A 19,903-nucleotide genomic window follows, 5' to 3' on the forward strand; every position below is an offset into this window, starting at 1 on the left:
ATAAATAAAAAAAATTCAGATTTAGAAAAAAATGTAAATTTCTAAGAAAATATCCCGATTTTTATTCTTAAATCTGGATATTATGCCTGTACAATATTTTTCATAAAGATTTTCCTCAAAATAATTCTAAAGCACCTGTATTCAAAGCTCAAACCACACTTCAACCGAAAATACATGCATAAAAACGATAATTATAAGCATAAAAATGCATAAATTTGTTATGATAAGTATTTTTTGCTTGGATTTTTCTTGTTTTCGATATTATCCTGGGCTGCCTGCATATTTAATTTTTTTATTTATTTCAATATCACAATATTTCTTTTTCTATTTATTAATAATTGAATTTATCCGGAAAATAAATTATAATTACTTAGCTGTTCTTTTATAAAGGAGTAAAACTTTGAAAAGATATTTAAAAAAAGATAATAAAGTCTATTTCAACAATAATATTGTAAAAAATATAAATCCTCATTCCCTGACTTTTTTGAAAAATCCTTTTAATGGGAATGATATACTGCAAAATCATTATATTAAAGATAATAAATCTGTATTTCTAAACGGCAGAAAAATTCCCGAAGCTTCTCCCGAAGCTTTTGAAATTATTGGTAAAAATTATTCTAAAGATAATTTTTTTATTTTTTATATGGATTATAAAATTGAAAATGCAGATCTATGCAGCTTTATTGTTTTAAACAGATATTATGCCAAAGACAAAAATTTGATCTATCACTGGAATTTGAAGCTTGAAGAAGCTGATGTGAATTCCTTTGAAATTATCGATGATCTGTATTCTAAAGATAATAAATCAGTTTATTATCAGGGTTCCTTACTGAAAAATGCTGATGTAAAAACATTTGAAGTCATTTCCTACTGGTTTTCAAGGGATAAATCTTCTGTATTTTATGAGGAAAAAAAGATTGAAAATGCTGATGTCAATTCATTTGAAATTATTGATGACTGGTTTTCAAAAGATAAAAATTCTATTTTTTATGAAGAAAAAAGAATAAATAATTGTGATCCGGAAAGCTTCTTTATTTTCAATGCCTGGTTTTCAAAGGATAAAAATAATATCTACTTTGAAAATCTTATACTTGACGAAGCAGATCCGGAAACCTTTTATATTGATACTCAAGAGAATAATACAGCACATGATAAAAATTACTCATACACTATTAATCTTGATGATAATAAGCTGGAACGAATACTTTTAAGATAACAAAAAAACGGGAGAAGTAAAATCTCCCGTTTTATATAATATTTGGTTCTTTATTAAAATTTGTATTCTATGTGATAGCTAAAATGTTCTTTAAAGAGCTTTTATCATACTGCTTTTTTAGATCTCCCCCACAACTCTGCATGGAAGCCCGCTCATACCTTCAAAATTCACCGGATAAGTATTTACAGTAAATATTTCTTGATTTTTTCCCCGTAAAATTTTATCAAGATTACAAAGATTTTCTATTATAAACACTCCCCTGTCTGCACAGTACTGATCTTTCGGAGTATGCTCCGCACCCCGTCTTACACCGGCAAAATCCACACCTATTATGGAAACCTTTTTGTCCAAAAGCTTATCTATAAGCTCATTTGATAATTCCGGATGTTCTGTAAAATATTTCTTTGTACCATATCCCTCATCATCAATAAAACCCGTATAAAATGCTACAAACATATTCGATACATCAATATCCCCCGAAAGTACTTCCCTTTCCCTAATATCTCTTACATTAAATACAAGCCCTTCCCTTTTTACGAATTCCAGCGGAAACTCTTTGTTCATTACATCAAAATGAGTTCCGAGATGCCCGAAGGATGCCATTTTTTCATTATCCAGTGCATTTCCCGAAGCTGTTTTGCTTACCTTTACACTTAAATCTACTAACATTTCCTAACCACCTATATTCTATTTATCTTATCATTTTATTTTTAAAAATACTTGTTTTATACAGGATAAAAAGTAAATTTTTCTCCAGCCTTTATTTTTTCTACAAGCAGTCCGCCGTCGCATACAAAACCAAGCACATTTACTCTGTAATCAGCCGAAAGCTCTTTCTTTACGATCTGAAGGCTTCCGGCATATCTGCCGTAATGCTTATTGTCAATTGTAACAGTACCTGCTGCCCTTATTCCTGTATTAAAAACCTCCACAGTTTTGTCTTTATATATTTTTTCCGAACGCAGTGTATCCTCTGAAACATCAGTCCTTTGTGTATGCTCCTGTATCAAAAAGCCTTTATATATCTCCTTTGCTTTTTCAAACAACAATACCGGAAGAAGCCACTTTCCATTTTCCAGTTTTCCTAAAGCTTCCAGTTCTTTTTCACTTGCCATGCTGTCTCCGATTATTATTATATCAGTCCCGGCATACAGAAGCTCCTGTGCACAGGCAAGAATATGGACATTTCTATGTGATTCCACTGTAGGAAGTCCTTCATATAAAGGTCCGCGTCGAAACTCCCCTCCCGGGACAAAAGCTGTTATCTTTAGTCCGGCTTCTTTGAAAAACCTATTTCTTTCCGTTAAAAGCTCCAGTGATATTCCTGTATTATTTCTGGGATAATAATTATGACATACTGTTAAATTACTTACATTCAATCCGGATTCCATCAGCCTTTTCATCCAGTCTTCGGTAACAGTGGAGGCATTCAGCTGAATATTATATTTATGACTTAACTGTACTATTTCATTATCATTAAATCCAAAATCCAGCCTTAAAGCATAAATTCTGCGGTCTTCCCAGCGGAATTCATCAAAAAAGCCCTTTGAAATATCCACGATTACTTTCATCTTTCGCTTTTCAGCTTCTGTCAGTATTATATCAAATTCATCTTTTACTCTTTTTCTGTCAGCTTCCGGAATATGCACTGAAGTAAAGATGTATTCTATTCCGTTTCTAAATGCTCTTTCCATATAATTAACATTCTCTCTGACTGAATAATCCAGTCCCGGAAAAATGGAAATTCCCTTCACAGTCTTACCTCCTGCTCTAAAAATAGATATTTCTTCTTTATATTTATTCTCATTATTTTCCTTATGCTTTTATATCAATTTATCAAAAACGAATTTTTTTATAATTTTACTTCCGTTTTAGATATCCTTGTTTTTCCCAATGCTTCCAGTGCTTTTTCATAAATCAGGTTAAAATATGCTGTATACAATATATCAATAACATTCAGCATGGATATTCTTGAATATATAGCAGCACTTCTGTATAAATTTTCTTTTGCGGTTACATAAAGCGACTTATCAGCAAATTTTTCAAGGGTATTATCTGAATTTTTAGTGATTGTTATAATTTTAGCTTTATTTTCAGTAAGAATTTTTGCTATTTCTATCATTTCAGCAGTTTCACCGGAATAGGAAAATATAATAGCAGCATGGTTTTCATTGGAATTTTTTGCCTGTACATACTGCTGGTCATAAAGTGCATATGTTGCTGTTACTTTTCCTATTCTCATAAATTTGTAATTTGCATCCAAGGCTACGAAATGTGATGCCCCTGAACCGTACAAATCCAGAATTTCAGCATTATTAATCATATCTATCACTGATTTTACCACATTTTTATCTGTGAGAATTTTAGTTTCTTTCAGGGAATCTATACTCAAAGAGCTGATTTTATCTATAATATCACTTATAGAGTCTTTTTTGTCTATTTCATTATTTTTATTTATTTCCATACTGTTTTTTATGAAAAAATTTATTTCTGTGGCTAATATTACCTTGAATTCCTGATATCCGCCGATCCCTATCTTTTTACATAATCTGATTATCGTAGCTGGACTCGTATATGTTTTCTTTGCCAGTTCAGTACAGGAAAGCCTTATTACTTCATCAGAATGTGAAATTATATATTTTGCCGCCCCTATTTCATTGGGCGTAAAATTCTTAGCTTCTCTTAATTTGATAATCAAGCTCATATTATTTCCCCGTTTCCAATATTGGTATATAAGAGCATTATAGCAAATATCCCTGAAAAAAGAAAAAATACTTTCCTCATCATAAAAAAAAGTGAACATAATAAATGTCCACTTTTTCATATATATTTCTTTATTTTATTCCACTCTTACATAATAAAAGTCATATCCAGATGCAATTTTAGTAAAATTCATGTCTTTTATTCTTTCGTTTACAAGCATATTTTTTATATTATATGTAAGCATAGCAATAGGAAGTTCCTTACCTAATATTTTTTCTGCTTCCATCATGCTCTTCATTCTTACGGAATTATCCACGCTGTTTTTAGCGGTGTCCATTAATCTGTCATATTCAGGATTTGTCCAGTTTGTCTTATTGTTTCCGCCGTTTGTTACCCACATATCCATATATGTCATAGGATCCAGATAATCAGGCCCCCATTGAGACAGATCCATATCATAGTTACCCTGTGTTTCATTTTGCGAGAATATTTTGAAAGTATTAGTCTCTATTTTTACGTCAAGTCCGAGAACTGTTCTTAATTTTTCCTGAATATACTCAGCCAGTTTTTGATTATCAGGTGCTTCATAAATCATCAAAGTCAGTGTAGGAGTCCCGGTTTCTCCTACTTCTTTTAATCCTTCCTGAAATAACTGTTTTGCTTTTTCAGGATTATATTTTTCAAATATATCTCCGTTTTCTTTTCTGAAATCTCCGCCGGCTGACCCGCCGTATCCTTCAGGGACGAATCCGTAAGCAGGCATAAAGCTTCCTTTAGATACATTTTCTGTCATTTCATCTCTGTCAATTGCCATAGAAACAGCTTCTCTTATTTTCTGATTAGCAAGAAGCTTATTCTTAACATTGAATTTTAAAAACTTTATAGAACCTTTATTATATGAATATAATCTTTTATCATCTCTGTATTCTATCAGCTGCTCGCCTGACAGCTCCGTAATATCCAGCTCTCCGTTTTTAAATGCATTCAGTGCAGCAAGCTGGTCAGAAATCATTTTTATCTCCAGCTCATCAAGATGAATATTATCCTTATTCCAATAATTTTCATTTTTAGCAAGCAGAATACTTGTCTCAGGAGTCCATTTTTTCACTGCATAAGGTCCGTTCCCCATTATTTTGTCAGCTGACAGCGAAAAATCCTTTCCGGCTTCATTATAAAATTTTTCATTTACCGGATAATATGTAGGAAATGAAAATAATGAAAGCAGATATGGTGTAGGCTGATTCAGCTCTATCTCCAAAGTATTGTCATCAGGAGTTTTTATTGCCACATCTTCTCTTTTTCCTTTTCCTTCGTTATATTCTTTTGCTCCCTTTATATAATAGAGCTCGTATGCATATTCTGAAGCAGTTTGAGGATCAAGTGCCCGTAGCCATCCGAATGCAAAATCTTTTGCTGTTACAGGATCACCATTTGCCCACTTCATATCTTTTCTCAAATGAAATACCCATTTAAGACCGTCTTCACTTATCTCCCAGCTTTCGGCCGCAGCAGGAACCACTTTTCCTTCCTGATCCAGTCTTGTCAGTCCTTCATAGATAAGGGAATCTATTGTTATTCCGGAAGCATCTGATGCTAACTGCGGATCCAGTGATTTCGGTTCTGACTGCAGATTAACTGCAATTTTTATTATATCACCGCTTTTTTTTGTTCCTTCGGCGTTTTTACTGCCGCATGATACTATAAAAATCAGTAATAGTAACATTGTTAAAAATATTTTTTTCATTCACAGCACCTTCCTCAATAGTTTATTCTTATTTTATCATTCTTTCAGTTGTAATTGCAAGTATTCTCCGAAAAAACCCCTTAATATTCCATAATTTTTTTAAATAGAAAAATATTCATAAATGCTTTATAAATTTCAGCTGCGTAATATTGAGAAATAACTGTGATACATTAAAAAGGCGGTTCCTTTCCGTATTGGAAAAGTCCGCCTTTGCTTTATTATTCCACGTAAGCATCATACAAATAATATTCTGCTCCGATTCCTTTAAAATATACATTTTTTATTTTTGGATTAAGCATAATAACCCTTGTAGAATAAAGCATAACTCCCACAGGCATATCATCACCCAGTATTTTCTCCGCATCTCTCATAGCCTGCATTCTTACTTTATTATCACTGCTGTTATTTGCTGTCTTTATAAGCTCGTCATATTTTGGATTAGAATATGACGAATGATTATTTCCTCCGTTTGTCACGAATAAATCTATATATGTCATAGGATCTGCATAATCAGAACCCCACCCTGAAAGAACTATCTCAAAGTCTTTCTGCTGGAGTCTTGCCATTCTTTCCTTAAAAGGAATAGGCTCTATTCTTATATTTGCCCCCAGATTAGTTCTGATTTTTTCTTGCACATACTCTGCTATTTTTTTATTATTTCCGGCTTCATTTATAATCAGTGACAGTTCAGGAAGTTCAGTTACACCAAGCTCTGCAAGACCCTCTTTATAAAGTCTTTTTGCTTCTTCCGGGTTATACTTCGGATATGAATCTCCGTTTTCTTCCCTGAAAGTCTTACTTTCTCCCGGAAATCCCGTAGGTACTATACCGTAAGCTGCTTCTCCCGTTCCTTTCACTATGGTATTTGCCATTTCCTCTTTATCTACTGCAAGAGTAAGCGCCTGTCTGATTTTCTTATTTGCCAGAAATTTATTCTCCATATTATATTCCAGATACCATACCGAATTATTTCTGAATACATTTACTCTCGGATCTTTTTCATATCTTTTATACTGCTCGGCCGTTAATCTTATCAGCTCTATTTCACCGTTGTTAAATGCATTCAGCTCAGCTGTGGAATCAGCTACAAGAACCATTTCTACTTCATCTATTTTTATATGATCCTTATTCCAGTAGTTTTCATTTTTTACCATAATAAAGTTAGAATCATGTTTCCAGTTTTTTATTTTATATGGTCCGCTGTACTCCATGGCATCAGCTTCCAGAGCAAAATTCTTTCCTTTCTCATCAAAAAACTTCTCCCTGATCGGAGCATATGTAGGAGATGCCGCCAGTGAAGCAAAGTAAGCAGTGGGTCTTTCCAGTTTTACTTCCAGTGTCCTGCTGTCTATTACATTTATTCCTACATCCTCTTTTTTTCCTTTACCTTCATTATATGCCTGACCGCCTTTTATATAATGAAGCATGTAGGCATATTCCGAAGCTGTAGCCGGCTCCAGTACCCTCAGCCATGCAAATTTGAAATCATCTGCAGTAACAGGTTCTCCGCTTGACCACTTTATATTTTCTCTCAAATGAAAAGTCCATGTCAGCCCGTCTTCGCTTACATCCCATTTTTCAGCCAGTCCCGGCTCAGGAGTCCCGTCTTTTCCCTGTCTTGTCAATCCCTCACTTACCAGTGAATTAACTGCTATTCCGCTTTGATCGGTCAAAAGTCCCGGATCTATAGATTTTGGTTCTGCTGTTTCATTTACTATAATCTTAGTGTTTCCAGAAGAGCTGCTTTCTTTACCTGCACCTCCGCAGGAAATAAGAATCATCATTATAAATAATAAAAATAGTTTTTTCATTTTTCTCCTTTCAACAATTATTTTTGTATATATATTCTACTAAATTTTTCATATTTTTTCTATGCCTTTATTTTGAATTTATCTGAAAGTCAATTTTATTTTTAAATTTATGATTAACTTTATTTTATAATTTTAATCTTGACTTTTGCTATTCAGACATGTATAATTATTACGAGTTTATTAATATTCCTGTACTTCTCTGTGCTTTAATAAAAAATAAATTTTTAATATATCTTATTTTTTTTTAATATAAATTATAAGTTTATGGTCTGACATTTTTTGTTTTTTATTTATCAAAGCATTAATTTTTTTATTGAGAATACAGCTATCTTAAATAAAAGGAGATATTTTATGAAAAAGAAATTTTTATTGGTTACCGCTCTTCTTATTGCTCTTACTGCATGCGGAAGTTCCGGCGGCGGTGGCGGCGGTGGAGGAGGAACCCCGGCGACGCCAATTCCATCTACACCTGATCCTGATCCCGGTACTGTTACTACTCCCGATGCACCTTATGTTCCTTTTAACAAAAGTGACCCGCATAAAGCAAGCACAGTCAAAAGCAGCGGTATTAACGGAACCGGAGTTACTATCGGTATTATTGATACAGGCTTTGACACTGCAAATGCAGAATTCAAGGACAGCTTGAATAATCCGCGTATAAGCACGGATCCTTCATTTCCAGGGAACACTAACGCACATGGAAGTCTTGTTGCTGAAATAGCAGGTGGTAAGACAATTGGTATGGCGCCTAATGTTAAAATAAAAGCAATTTCCGCAGGAGTAACATGTGATGACGGGACAGATACATGTGTTGATACTACTTTGCCTATGTACCAGTCATTATATAATGACGGTGTCAGAATATTCAACCAGTCTTTTGGTGCTGACAAAGCCACTGGTACTGCCAAAAAATCAGAGTTTCCTTTATCTGATCCGGTTATAGATTTTTTCTATAAAAGAGCAACTACCGACTCATTATTTATTTGGGCCACAGGAAACGGAAAATCTTCACAGCCTGGTGCTGAAGCAGGACTTCCTTACTTATATCCGGTTTTGGAAAAAGGATGGCTTGCAGTTACTGCCATTGATTCCAATACAGGTCTTACTGCTGATTATGCCAATAAATGCGGTCTTGCACAAAACTGGTGTATAGCAGCAGTTGGTGATTATAACTTTTATGTAAAAAGTGTTACCGGTATGGGAACTTCATTTGCAGCTCCGGCAGTCACAGGTGCAGCAGCCCTTGTACAGCAGAAATATCCATGGATGAACGGAGACCTTCTGAGACAGACACTTTTATCCACTGCAACTGATATGGGGAAGCTCGGTGTAGACGATGTTTACGGATGGGGTCTTCTGAATGTGGAGAAAGCCGTAAAAGGTCCTGCTCTGTTTGATAAGAAGCTGGCTCTGGGAAACTATGTTTACATTAACTTTGATACTGTTACTTCTTATTTCGGAAATGATATAAGCGGTGATGCCGGTGTCATAAAAGAAGGTACGGGAAAGCTTATTCTTACAGGAAGCAATACTTACACAGGTGACAATATTGTCAGAGGCGGTACTCTTACAGTTAACGGAAAAGTAATATCACAGGTTCAGATACAGACAAACGGTACTTTCTCAAGTAACGGGGGATATGTTGATAATAATGTTATAAACAACGGAGGTACTTTTGTAAATGAATCAAACGGAACAACAATATCGGGAAACTACACTGCTTCTTCAGATTCTGTAACTGAAAGCACTGCCGGTTCCACAATTAACGTAAAAGGAAAAGCATCTCTTTCAGGCTCTGTCCTAAGGGTAGCAACTCCTAAAGATGAAAATAACAATCCTGTTTATGTAAGTTCTTCTGACAGCATACAGGGAAAAGTTCTTGTTGCTGATCAGGGAATAGAAAACGGTTTTGGCTCTGTGGAAACTCCAGTACTTTTAAGTACAGAACTTCAGTATAATTCAGATAATATAGAACTGGAAATGACTAGAAAAGATGTTTCTGCTTACTCTGCAGATACTTATAACTCTGATGCTACAAGAGATAACTCGGCTTCGAATCTAGAACAGGTCTTCAAGATACTTGACAGCGGTACAGGAAGTGAAGCATTCAGAACACAGGCTGCGTATTTACAGCAGACTGCTTCTTCAAAAACACTAGCTGCATCTCTTGACAGCTTATCAGGACAGATTTATGCTTCGGCTCAGGCTCTTACCTTCCAGCAGTCACAGACTATAAATAAGGATCTGTCTAACAGACTGACATGGCTTGGAAGCATGAATGAACCGGGTAACAGCACAGGTGTCTGGTTTAACGCGATTGGTTCAGTAGGAAGACTTTACGAATCAGGATATGCCGAAGCAGACACTTACCTTTACGGCGGACAGATAGGTATCGACAAAGCCTTTAACAGTAAATTTATTCTCGGTGCTGCACTTGCATTCTCTGATTCCAAGGCTGACTTTGACAGATATGCCGGAGAATCAAAGAGTCAAAATCTGGGCTTCTCATTATACGGAAGATACGGATTTGAAAATGACAGCTTCTATGTACTTGGACGTATTGGTGGAGCATATGTTTCGAGCGATGTAGAAAGAGATGTAATTATAGGATCATACACAGAAAATCTTTCTGTAGACCATGATGATTATGTATTCTCAGGATACGGGGAAGTAGGATACAAGTTCAAAACTTCTCCGAATGTAAGTGTAACTCCATTTGCCGGTCTTTTATATGACAGTGTAAACAGAGGAAGCTTTTCTGAAGATAACAGTCTTTTCGGTCTGAAAGCTGACAGTAAAACATATTCACAAACTTCAGGATTATTAGGATTGCGTGCCGAGGTCGGATTCGACTGGGCAGCCGGAAGATCAACAGTTCTTGGTTATCTCTCATGGCAGGCAGCATTTAATGATGAGGATTTAAGCTATGATGCATCTTATGTAGGACTTCCAGATGAGAAATTCAAGGTAAAAGGTATCGGTCTTGCAAATGATACTGCATGGACAGGTGTGGGAATTCTTACAGAAGTGAGTCCTGTATGGTCATGGTATGCTAACTATGACATGCAGATAGAAAGATCAAAGGTAATGAATAATGTATTCTCAGTGGGAGCAAGAATAAATCTTAACTAAGTTTGATTATTCCAAATATAAAAAAATGAGCCAAAAGCTCATTTTTTTTATTGATTCACTATTTTTCTAAAAGTGGATGTTCTCAATATATTAAAAGAAAAATTTGAATCCCAGATTTAAGAACTGTTCATTTGCATCATCTAAAACTCCTGCACTGTACCCTCCAGAAACTGAAAAAGCATTAAAGCTGTATTCTAAATCCAGACCCAGGTTCAAATCATTTTTTTCTGCCTCTCTGCTCCATATATCTACTGTATCTGTGAATGAAGCCATACTAATATTCTTATTTTTATAAGGATCAGCCATTTCATAATAATAATTTATTTTAGGAATAACTTTAAAACTCGAAGCTCCGTTATCAAATAAATTTATATCAGCTTTTATTCCTACTCCTGCTTTAGCTGAAAAAGCATCGACCGAATCTACCTTTATGTCTGTAACAGAACCTGTTTCTGTGTAATCCTCCTGTGAAGCATAACTGAGAATAAGATTTACAGATGGTTTTAATATAATATTTTTTGTAATTTCTTTGCTGTATTCCAGACCTGTAGTCCCGTTCAACGACCATGTATCATATTCACCGTTTACTTCTCTGTATGTATTATCATAGGTTATTCTTCTTGTAGTATCATTATTTCCATAATTATAGCCTAATTTTGTTATTAATTTAAAATTATCTGCAAACTTGTTTTCCATAACACCTGTGACAGAAAAAGTATCTGTATCCTGACTTGAATCTCCTGCATCTTTATAATCTATGTCTGTACTCAGATAAGAAATAAAGCCGCCCAACGAGACAGAATTATTCACGGATGTCATCATTCCTGCTGTTACACCATATGAACTGCTGTCGAAACCGCTGCTTTCATTAAGATTTTTTTGATCCAAAAAACTTCCCAATGCTTCAAAATAATACTCTGTACCTGTGCTGTCAATATTCCTTCTTGATAATAAAGAATCAATTCCGTTATTTATTACCTTATCCTGATAAAACTGATTATACAATGAATTACTTATTATTGCCCGTCCTGTTATTTCTTCCTCAGCAAGACCGAGTACTTTGGCACTGCTTATACTTTTCATTGAATTATACAATTCTTTGCTTTCATTGTTATTTTCTGAACCAGCATAATTTTTTTCCAGTATTTCACCAAATTTACCGTCAAATACAGCATCAAACTTTTTTCTTTCCAGTGAAACTGAGTATGTACCGTCAGCAGCCTGTATAGTTTTTGCGGTAAATAAAGATGAGTCTGACTTAATTTCCCCGCTTCCTGTTATATTTTCTACTTTCAAATTGTCATAATTATATGTATCTAAAGATGAATTCATTGTCTTACTCACATTTAGATAAATATCCTTTTCCAGATTCAGAGTTTTAGCTTCTATACTTCCGGTACTGCTGTCCAGAATAACTCTTCCCGCAGTATTTACCGATAAAGTCCCTGATGCCGAAATTACACCGGCATTTATTAACTGAGATGTAGAATCCAGCTTATATGCTGTTCCTCCTGAATTGACATTACTGTTTGGAGAAGTATAATTCGTATTTCCCTGTGTTATTGCAGCATTACCATCCAGAATTATTTTAGAATTCTGTGCAATTTTTATTGTACTGTAATTTACTGCCTCTATACCCACTCCTGATGTACCGTTTATTTTTATAGTCCCGTTATTTGTAAAAGTACTTCTGTCACCTACATACACTCCCGTAAGATTATTTCCCGTTAATTCTATGGTACCGTTATTGATTCCTGTGGAATTTCTGCTTATATACATTCCGTATGTTCCGCTGTTACTTACAGTTCCGTTATTTATTATACTTGCATTATTATGAGCCGCCATTCCCTTATTCCCGGTATTGCTGACAATTCCGGCATTTACCGCCTTTGCACCGTTTACTGAATACATTCCGAAGTCTCCGGCATTCATAATTCTTCCGGTACTGTTATTTGTTGCTGTCGTCCCGTTTTCCGATACAAGAATACCATATGCGCCTCTATTTTGTATTTTTCCTTCATTCACTACTTTTGACCTGTCTTCGGCGAATACTCCGTAATTTCCGGAATTGATGATTTCACCGTAATTATACAAAGATGTATCATCATCAAGATAAACACCGTAATCTCCGTTATTTTTTACAATATTGCTGTTTATCATTGTCCCGCCGTCTTCCAGCGAAACACCGTATGAATTTCCCTGTATAACACCTGCATTGGTAAAATATGCCCTGTCATCTACTTCTACTACAAAAGTATCATTTTCAAGATTTAATCTTGTATAATTTGACTCCAGTATTTTATCATTAAATACCTTTGTGTTGTTATCTTCCATCTTCAAAGCAGGTTTATTGGCAGCAGCAGTATTATTGCCGACAGAATATTCCAAAACCTCATTTCTGTTCTTATAAATAATATTATTGTCTATCTTTACCGCTGATACATTTCCTCCGCCCGGTGATGTGGAAGGCGAACCTGAAGATCCGGAAGAACCTCCGCCTCCGCTGCTTGAACAATTTATAAGATTCAGCAGTAAAAATAAAAGCACAGCTTTTTTTATATTTTTTCTCATAGCAACCTCCTAAAAACTTTATATTTACACTATAAAATATTTATGTATCCAATATATGTCTTTTATATCTCTTTTCTATATCTATAAATATATTCTTCTGTATTCGGACAGTTAAAATTTTTATTTTTACATTTTTGTGCATAAAAAGAGAGGACATATATTTTTTATAATGTTACACTTATATCAGATGCATGCAAAAAAGATATATCTTATTATTTTTCTGGAGGTTTTTATGGAGTGGCTGAAACGGCTTAATAAAGCTATTGACTATATCGAAGATAACCTGTGCGGAACTGTGAGTATAGAAGAGGCAGCGAGAATTGCCTGCTGTTCCGTCTATCACTTTCAAAGAATGTTCTCATATATTTCAGAGGTTCCCCTTGCGGAGTATATTCGCCGAAGACGTATGACTGCTGCGGCATTTGAGATACAGAGCAGTAATATAAAAATTATCGACATAGCTTTTAAATACGGATATGAATCGCCTACTTCATTTAACAGAGCTTTTCAGAGTATACACGGCATTTCACCGGTAAATGCCCGTCTAAAAGGAACTATGCTGAAAGCCTATCCCCGAATGAGCTTTTCTGTCACCATAAAAGGCAATTCTGTAATAAACTACAGAATTGAAAAAAAAGAAGCTTTCAGAATCACAGGCTTAAGGATGAATTTAGAAACGGATATGGAAAATAATTTTAAGAATGTTCCAGTATTTTGGACAGATACAAAAAAATCTGAAATTTTTCCTGAATTATGCAAGTTAATTACTCCTGATTTCCCAAAAATTCTCGGAGTTACTGTTTATGAAAACAAAGAAAACTTTTATTATTATATTGCGGTAAAAAGTAATGAAACATTGGAAAACACCTTTGAATACACAGTTCCCGCAGCTACATGGGTTATCTTCGATTCCACCGGTGCAGCACCTGAAAGTATTCAAAAAATTTACAGACAGTTTTATACAGAGTGGCTCCCTACTTCTGGTTATGAATATGGAAAAGCTCCGGAAATAGAAGTGTATACTGACGATGATATAAAGTCTCATACTTACAGATCAGAACTTTGGTTTCCATTAAAAAAAGAAGAAAATAATTGAAAGGCGGTTATTTTATGAACTATGAAATAAAAATCATGGATATTGAACCTATACTTGCAGCAACACTGCGTTTTAACGGGAAACACAAAGAGGCAGGAAAGCATTTTCCTGATATTTATAAGGCACTTAAGGGGCAGAGCAGCGGTCCGCCGTTTTTCTGTTACTATGATAAAGAATATAAAGAAACTGCTGATATAGAATTATGTGTGCCGGTTTCTGAAAAAAAGGAATTAAGGGGAATAATTATCAAAGAGCTTCCGCGGATAAAAGCTGTTACTACTGTTCATACAGGCAGCTATGAAACTATCAGATCTGCATATCAGGCTTTAGCCGAATATATTATTGAAAAAAAACTTGAAACGGCGCTTCCTGTAAGGGAAGTTTATATAAAAGGACCGGGTATGTTTTTTAAAGGAAATCCTGATAAATATATTACTGAAATAATAATTCCCCTGAAATGACAGTATTTCAGTATGTAAACTGTATTAAAAAAGGAGTCTGAAAATGGAAGTAATAAAAATAGAAAATCTAACAAAAACATATAAAACAGGGAATAAAGTCCTGAATAATCTTAATCTCACAGTAGAATCCGGAGATATTTTCTCCCTTTTAGGAGTGAATGGTGCCGGAAAATCAACACTTATTAATATTCTTACTACATTTATTAATTCCACTTCCGGAAAAGCCTGTATTCTCGGAAAGGATATCAAAAAAGAAAAGAATTTTGTAAGAAGAAATATTTCATGTGTGGCACAGCAGATTTCCATTGATGAACATCTTTCACTGCGTGAAAATATGCTTTTTCAAAGCCGGCTTTATAAAATTGATTCTGCTGAAGCTAAAAAAAGAATACAGTATCTTATCGAAGCCTTCGAGCTGCAGCAATATGAAAAATATAAAATCTCTGCTTATTCCGGCGGGATAAAGCGCCGTCTGGATATTGCAATGAGCATGGTTTCTTCTCCAAAAATACTTTTTCTCGACGAACCCACAGTGGGTATGGATGTAGAATCCCGACGAAATATGTGGAAACTGATAAATGATATAAAACAAAATTTTAAAACCACTATTTTTCTAACTACCCATTATCTTGAAGAAGCAGATATGCTAAGCGATCAGATATGCATAATTAAAAACGGAAGAGCTTTGGTACAGGATACTCCGGATAATCTCAGATATTATACTGATAAAAATATAATAAAAGTTACTCTGAAAAGTCCGAAAGAATCATACTTTATTGAAGAAAAACTAAAAAATACTGATTTTATCTTCAATATACGCAGAGAGAATAACTCTCTCATATTAGATACACAAAATAATGAACAGAATTTTTATACGGTTAACAAAATCTTGATGGAAAACAGGATAAATTACAGCGGTATAGAGGTTTCAAAACCCAGCCTTGAAGACGTATTCATCTCGCTTATAAATGATAAGGAAGGGGGAATTCAGTGTGGAAATCGCGAATATATTCTGGCGTAATATCAAATGGAGACTCCAAAATCCTCTAACTGTTATTATGACATTACTCCAGCCGTTAATCTGGCTTTTGCTGTACAGCACAGTTTTTAATGCCGATTTTACCGGTATTTCTTCCGGCAGCTATACCGGCTTCATACTTCCCGGTATTCTTGTTCTTGTTATTTTTGCCAGTTCAGGAAGCAGCGGTGTTATTAATTATATAATGAAAACTAAGGGCAGCTTTTACCGCATACAGATTTCACCTGTAAAAAGAAGCTCTATTATACTCGGACATATTTTAGATTCCGCAGTATTATCATATCTGGAAATAGCAGTATTATTTATTATCTCATTTTTTTTATCAGCAAAATTATCTTTGGAAATATCTGACTTTATTCCTTTGATTATTCTGTTTTTCCTTGTAATATTTTTTATATCATCTTTTTCCTATACGCTGAGTCTTATATTACCTGATGAAAATATATTTTTTGTTATAATAAATACTTTTGTTCTTCCTATATTTTTTGTCAGTACAGCACTGATACCTTATGAAAGTATTTCCAGCAGCTATAAAACTGTAGTTCTTCTAAATCCTTTTACACATGTGATTAACAGTGTCCGTAATATTATTCTGGAAAATACGACGGACTGGGGGATTTTTATTAATTCCGCCGGAATTATGCTGGTATTATGTATATTAAGCTTTGTTTTATCTGTTTATTATTTGAATAAAAGCAGTAATAATATTTGATATTCCTTTAAATAAATCAGCAGTAAAAAAGTATATTTTATATTTATCACATAAAATTTATACTTAAATACTGCTGTTTTTTATTTTTATTATTTAAATTATTCTATGTACGCATCTATTAAATAATATTCAGATCCGACCGGCTTAAATTTCATATTTTTAAGCTCCGGATTTACCAAAAATACTTTTTGTCTAAAATAGAGCATTCCTATAGGCATATCATCACCAAGAATTTTTTCTGCTTCTATCATAGCCTTTATTCTTGCTTTTTGATCAGAGCTTGTTTGTGCTATTTGTATTAATTCGTCATATTTAGGATTAGAGTATGAGGCATGGTTATTCCCGCCGCCAGTTGTCCATATATCCATATAGCTCAATGCATCATTAAAATCTCCGCTCCATCCTGCAAGAACTATTTCAAAAGTCTTTTGAGTCATTCTTTCAAGTCTTTCTTTGAATGGTAAAGATTTTATCTTCAAATTATATCCAAGTTCCTTTTTTATTTTTCCCTGTATATATTCCGCTATTTTTTTATTATTTCCCTGATCGTTAAATATTAGTGTTATTTCTGGTGCTTCATTGAAATTGAGTTCTTTTAGTCCTTCTTCAAATAATTTTTTTGCTTTCTTGGAATTATAATGCGGATATGTGTTTCCTGCTTCTTTTCTGAAAGATTTATCTACCCCCTGTACGAATCCCGGAACATATCCGTATGCCGGTTTACCCATTGCCTGCAAGATTGATCCCAGCTCTTCTTTATCTATCGCTATTGTTAATGCCTGTCTTATTTTCTTGTTAGCAAGAAAATCATTTTCCAAATTATACTCTAAATACCATGCAGATCCGTCATCATAAGAAATCAGTCTCTTATCTTTCCTATATTCAGTATACAGTTCCGGTGTTATCACAGTAAACGCAATTTCATTATTTTCAAAAGCCTCTAATGATTTTGATATATCATTTATTAATTTTATTCTTATTTTTTCAGTTTTCACTTCTTTCTCATTCCAGTAATTTTTATTTTTTTCAAGAACTAATTCATCAGAATGCTCCCATTTTACCAGTTTGTACGCACCGTTTGACATTATTTTCCCTGCGTCTTTTCCATATTCATCTTTATACAGATTAAAATATTTTTCATTTATCGGAGAATATACCGGAAAGGTTAATAGTGAATCTAAATATCTTGTAGGACTATTAAGTGTTACTTCTAGTGTCTTCTCATCTATAACTTTTATTCCTAATTCCTCTATATTCCCCATTCCTACATTGAATTCGTAGGCTCCTTTTATAGGAAACAGCATGTAAGCGTACTCAGCTGCATTTTTACTGTCAAGTGCCCTTATCCATGCAAATTTAAAATCATTTGCTGTCACAGGATCTCCATTTTCCCACTCGGCTTCTCTCAAATAAAAAGTCCATACAAGTCCTTCTGCATTTCTTTCCCACTTTTCAGCAATCCCTGGAACCGGCTCCCCATTTTCATTCTGTTTGATTAGTCCTTCAAACAGTAACGGAATTATATTGGCAGCCGTAATACTTTCACTTAGTTGAGGATCTAAATTTGCCTCATACGGTTCATATTCAAAATTAACCGTAATCTCATTCTTAGCTCCATAAACTATAATTCCCATAATAATAAATAATAATATCAAAATTTTCTTCATACTTCTCCCCTTCTATATTTAGTTTATTAATATTATACTAAATTAGTCCACATTTTTCTAATATTATTTACTTATTATATAATTTAAAAATTCACTATATATAAAAACTGCCCTGAAATCTATCAGGGCAGTTACTATTTTTTATACTGTTATTTATTCTACGTGAGCATCTGTTAAATAATATTCAGATCCAACCGGCTTAAATTTCATATCTTTAAGTCTTGGATTTACCAGAGCCATTCTTTGTCTGTAATAAAGCATTCCTATAGGCATATCATCGCCAAGAAGCTTTTCTGCTTCTATCATAGCCTGTATTCTTGCTTTTTGGTCAGGACTTGTTTGTGCTATCTGTATTAATTCATCATATTTAGGATTAGAGTATGAAGTATGGTTATTTCCGCCGTTTGTTACCCATAAATCCATATAGCTTAATGCATCGTTATAATCTCCGCTCCATCCTGCAAGAACTACTTCAAAAGTTTTTTGTGTCATTCTTTCAAGTCTTTCTTTGAATGGTAAAGATTCTACTGCTAAATCATACCCAAGCTCTTTTCTGATTTTTTCCTGTACATATTCAGCTATTTTTTTGTTATTTCCCTGATCATTAAATATCAAAGTTAATTTTGGCGCTTTTTCCAGTCCTAGCTCTTTCAGACCTTCAGCAAATAATCTTTTAGCTTCTTCTGGATTATAGTGCGGGAATGTATCTCCTGCTTCATCTCTGAAAGATTTATCTACTCCCTGTACGAATCCCGGAACATATCCGTAAGCCGGTTTACCCATTGCCTGTAAGATTGATCCCAGCTCTTCTTTATCTATCGCCATTGTCAATGCCTGTCTTATTTTCTTGTTAGCAAGAAAATCATTTTTCAGATTATACTCTAAATACCATGTAGATCCGTCATCATAAGGAGTTAATCTTTTATCTTCTTTGAATTCAGGATACTGCTCTACTGTAATCAAAGTAAGATCAAGCTCGTCATTTTTGAATGCCGATAATGATGCTGAAGCATCACTTATTAATTTTGCTCTTACATTATCAATTTTAGTTTCTGCATTATTCCAGTAATTTTCATTTCTTGTAAGCTCAAAGCTTTCATTATGTGTCCATTTTACCAGCTTATAAGGACCATTTGCCATTATTTTTCCTGCATCAAGTGCATACTGGTCACCCTGCTCGTTATAATACTTTTCATTTAATGGTGTAAATGTCTGGTAGCTTATTAATGCTGCGAAATAAGCAGTTGGATTAGTAAGTGTTACTTCCAATGTTTTATCGTCTATAACTTTGATTCCTACATCTTCTGCGCTTCCTTTATCTTCGTTAAATGCCTGCGCTCCTTTTATAGGGAACAGCATGTAAGCATATTCTGCTGCATTTTTACTTTCAAGTGCTCTCAGCCATGCGAATTTAAAATCATTTGCTGTTACAGGATCTCCATTTTCCCATTTAGCATCTCTCAGGTGAAAAGTCCATACAAGTCCGTCTTCGCTTACATCCCACTTTTCAGCAATTCCCGGAACCGGGGCTCCTGTTTCATCCTGTCTTGTAAGTCCTTCTACTATCAGTGCATTAATTTTAGTAGCTGTTGTATCTGTAGTTAATTGAGGGTCAATTGTTTTCGGCTCCTGTTCAAAGTTTAATGTAACTGTTCCTCCACCAGCTTTACCGGCTTCTCCGCCTTTGTCCCCGCCACAAGATAATACCAGAACAAATAATGTCAGTATTAAAAATAGTTTTTTCATTTTTC

14 protein-coding genes are annotated in these 19,903 nt (G+C 34.3%); 6 read left to right on the forward strand and 8 right to left on the reverse strand.

Annotated features, from left to right (window positions below; all coding sequences use genetic code 11):
* The first annotated feature begins 400 nt into the window (after positions 1-400).
* Positions 401-1,216, forward strand: coding sequence for a DKNYY domain-containing protein (locus tag STERM_RS19035; RefSeq protein WP_012863252.1), 816 nt, complete (start codon positions 401-403; stop codon positions 1,214-1,216).
* 117 nt (positions 1,217-1,333) lie between these two features.
* On the opposite strand, the gene STERM_RS19040 is transcribed toward STERM_RS19035, so the two are convergent.
* The 5 genes from STERM_RS19040 to STERM_RS19060 form a co-directional block, all read right to left on the reverse strand.
* The gene (locus tag STERM_RS19040) at positions 1,334-1,885 is read right to left on the reverse strand and encodes a cyclase family protein (RefSeq protein WP_012863253.1); all 552 of its coding nucleotides are present in this window, start codon (positions 1,883-1,885) and stop codon (positions 1,334-1,336) included.
* Positions 1,886-1,941: 56 nt separating this feature from the next.
* The gene (locus tag STERM_RS19045; RefSeq protein ID WP_012863254.1) at positions 1,942-2,970 is read right to left on the reverse strand and encodes a MupG family TIM beta-alpha barrel fold protein; all 1,029 of its coding nucleotides are present in this window, start codon (positions 2,968-2,970) and stop codon (positions 1,942-1,944) included.
* Positions 2,971-3,068: 98 nt separating this feature from the next.
* Positions 3,069-3,920, reverse strand: coding sequence for a MurR/RpiR family transcriptional regulator (locus tag STERM_RS19050; protein ID WP_012863255.1), 852 nt, complete (start codon positions 3,918-3,920; stop codon positions 3,069-3,071).
* A 135-nt stretch (positions 3,921-4,055) separates the two neighbouring features.
* Positions 4,056-5,642: a peptide ABC transporter substrate-binding protein gene (locus tag STERM_RS19055; RefSeq protein WP_244407200.1), complete on the reverse strand. Its 1,587-nt coding sequence runs from the start codon at positions 5,640-5,642 to the stop codon at positions 4,056-4,058.
* 239 nt (positions 5,643-5,881) lie between these two features.
* The gene (locus tag STERM_RS19060) at positions 5,882-7,474 is read right to left on the reverse strand and encodes a peptide ABC transporter substrate-binding protein (protein ID WP_012863257.1); all 1,593 of its coding nucleotides are present in this window, start codon (positions 7,472-7,474) and stop codon (positions 5,882-5,884) included.
* A gap of 351 nt (positions 7,475-7,825) precedes the next feature.
* Here STERM_RS19060 and STERM_RS19065 point away from each other — a divergent pair, with 351 nt between their 5' ends.
* A complete protein-coding gene (locus tag STERM_RS19065; protein WP_012863258.1) occupies positions 7,826-10,606 on the forward strand; it encodes an autotransporter outer membrane beta-barrel domain-containing protein in 2,781 nt (926 codons plus the stop codon).
* A 90-nt stretch (positions 10,607-10,696) separates the two neighbouring features.
* On the opposite strand, the gene STERM_RS19070 is transcribed toward STERM_RS19065, so the two are convergent.
* Entirely contained in the window at positions 10,697-13,177 is a 2,481-nt protein-coding gene (locus STERM_RS19070) for an autotransporter family protein (RefSeq protein WP_012863259.1), read from the reverse strand.
* Positions 13,178-13,409: 232 nt separating this feature from the next.
* On the opposite strand from STERM_RS19070, the gene STERM_RS19075 reads away from it, so the two are divergent.
* From STERM_RS19075 to STERM_RS19090, 4 genes are read left to right on the forward strand one after another with little or no spacing between them, the layout of a single operon-like run.
* A complete protein-coding gene (locus STERM_RS19075) occupies positions 13,410-14,273 on the forward strand; it encodes an AraC family transcriptional regulator (protein ID WP_012863260.1) in 864 nt (287 codons plus the stop codon).
* A 14-nt stretch (positions 14,274-14,287) separates the two neighbouring features.
* Positions 14,288-14,734, forward strand: a complete 447-nt coding sequence (locus tag STERM_RS19080; RefSeq protein ID WP_012863261.1) for a GyrI-like domain-containing protein — start codon at positions 14,288-14,290, stop codon at positions 14,732-14,734.
* Positions 14,735-14,777: 43 nt separating this feature from the next.
* Positions 14,778-15,755, forward strand: coding sequence for an ABC transporter ATP-binding protein (locus tag STERM_RS19085; protein WP_012863262.1), 978 nt, complete (start codon positions 14,778-14,780; stop codon positions 15,753-15,755).
* The gene (locus STERM_RS19090; RefSeq protein ID WP_012863263.1) at positions 15,727-16,485 is read left to right on the forward strand and encodes an ABC transporter permease; all 759 of its coding nucleotides are present in this window, start codon (positions 15,727-15,729) and stop codon (positions 16,483-16,485) included. Before STERM_RS19085 ends, STERM_RS19090 begins: the two co-directional genes overlap by 29 nt.
* 98 nt (positions 16,486-16,583) lie before the next feature.
* Here STERM_RS19090 and STERM_RS19095 read toward each other — a convergent pair whose 3' ends face one another.
* Together STERM_RS19095 and STERM_RS19100 are read right to left on the reverse strand one after the other, a co-directional pair.
* A complete protein-coding gene (locus STERM_RS19095; RefSeq protein WP_012863264.1) occupies positions 16,584-18,152 on the reverse strand; it encodes a peptide ABC transporter substrate-binding protein in 1,569 nt (522 codons plus the stop codon).
* 153 nt (positions 18,153-18,305) lie between these two features.
* Positions 18,306-19,898, reverse strand: coding sequence for a peptide ABC transporter substrate-binding protein (locus tag STERM_RS19100; protein WP_012863265.1), 1,593 nt, complete (start codon positions 19,896-19,898; stop codon positions 18,306-18,308).
* Positions 19,899-19,903 lie beyond the last annotated feature (5 nt).

The organism is Sebaldella termitidis ATCC 33386 (assembly GCF_000024405.1).
Taxonomy (GTDB): domain Bacteria; phylum Fusobacteriota; class Fusobacteriia; order Fusobacteriales; family Leptotrichiaceae; genus Sebaldella; species Sebaldella termitidis.

What these genes read in the sequence shown, in the direction of transcription:
- STERM_RS19040 (WP_012863253.1), bottom strand. Translation starts at nt 1,885, where the DNA reads ATGTTAGTAGATTTAAGTGTAAAGGTAAGCAAAACAGCTTCGGGAAAT.
- STERM_RS19050 (WP_012863255.1), bottom strand. Translation starts at nt 3,920, where the DNA reads ATGAGCTTGATTATCAAATTAAGAGAAGCTAAGAATTTTACGCCCAAT.
- STERM_RS19055 (WP_244407200.1), bottom strand. Translation starts at nt 5,642, where the DNA reads ATGTTACTATTACTGATTTTTATAGTATCATGCGGCAGTAAAAACGCC.
- STERM_RS19060 (WP_012863257.1), bottom strand. Translation starts at nt 7,474, where the DNA reads ATGAAAAAACTATTTTTATTATTTATAATGATGATTCTTATTTCCTGC.
- STERM_RS19065 (WP_012863258.1), top strand. Translation starts at nt 7,826, where the DNA reads ATGAAAAAGAAATTTTTATTGGTTACCGCTCTTCTTATTGCTCTTACT.
- STERM_RS19070 (WP_012863259.1), bottom strand. Translation starts at nt 13,177, where the DNA reads ATGAGAAAAAATATAAAAAAAGCTGTGCTTTTATTTTTACTGCTGAAT.
- STERM_RS19075 (WP_012863260.1), top strand. Translation starts at nt 13,410, where the DNA reads ATGGAGTGGCTGAAACGGCTTAATAAAGCTATTGACTATATCGAAGAT.
- STERM_RS19080 (WP_012863261.1), top strand. Translation starts at nt 14,288, where the DNA reads ATGAACTATGAAATAAAAATCATGGATATTGAACCTATACTTGCAGCA.
- STERM_RS19085 (WP_012863262.1), top strand. Translation starts at nt 14,778, where the DNA reads ATGGAAGTAATAAAAATAGAAAATCTAACAAAAACATATAAAACAGGG.
- STERM_RS19095 (WP_012863264.1), bottom strand. Translation starts at nt 18,152, where the DNA reads ATGAAGAAAATTTTGATATTATTATTTATTATTATGGGAATTATAGTT.
- STERM_RS19100 (WP_012863265.1), bottom strand. Translation starts at nt 19,898, where the DNA reads ATGAAAAAACTATTTTTAATACTGACATTATTTGTTCTGGTATTATCT.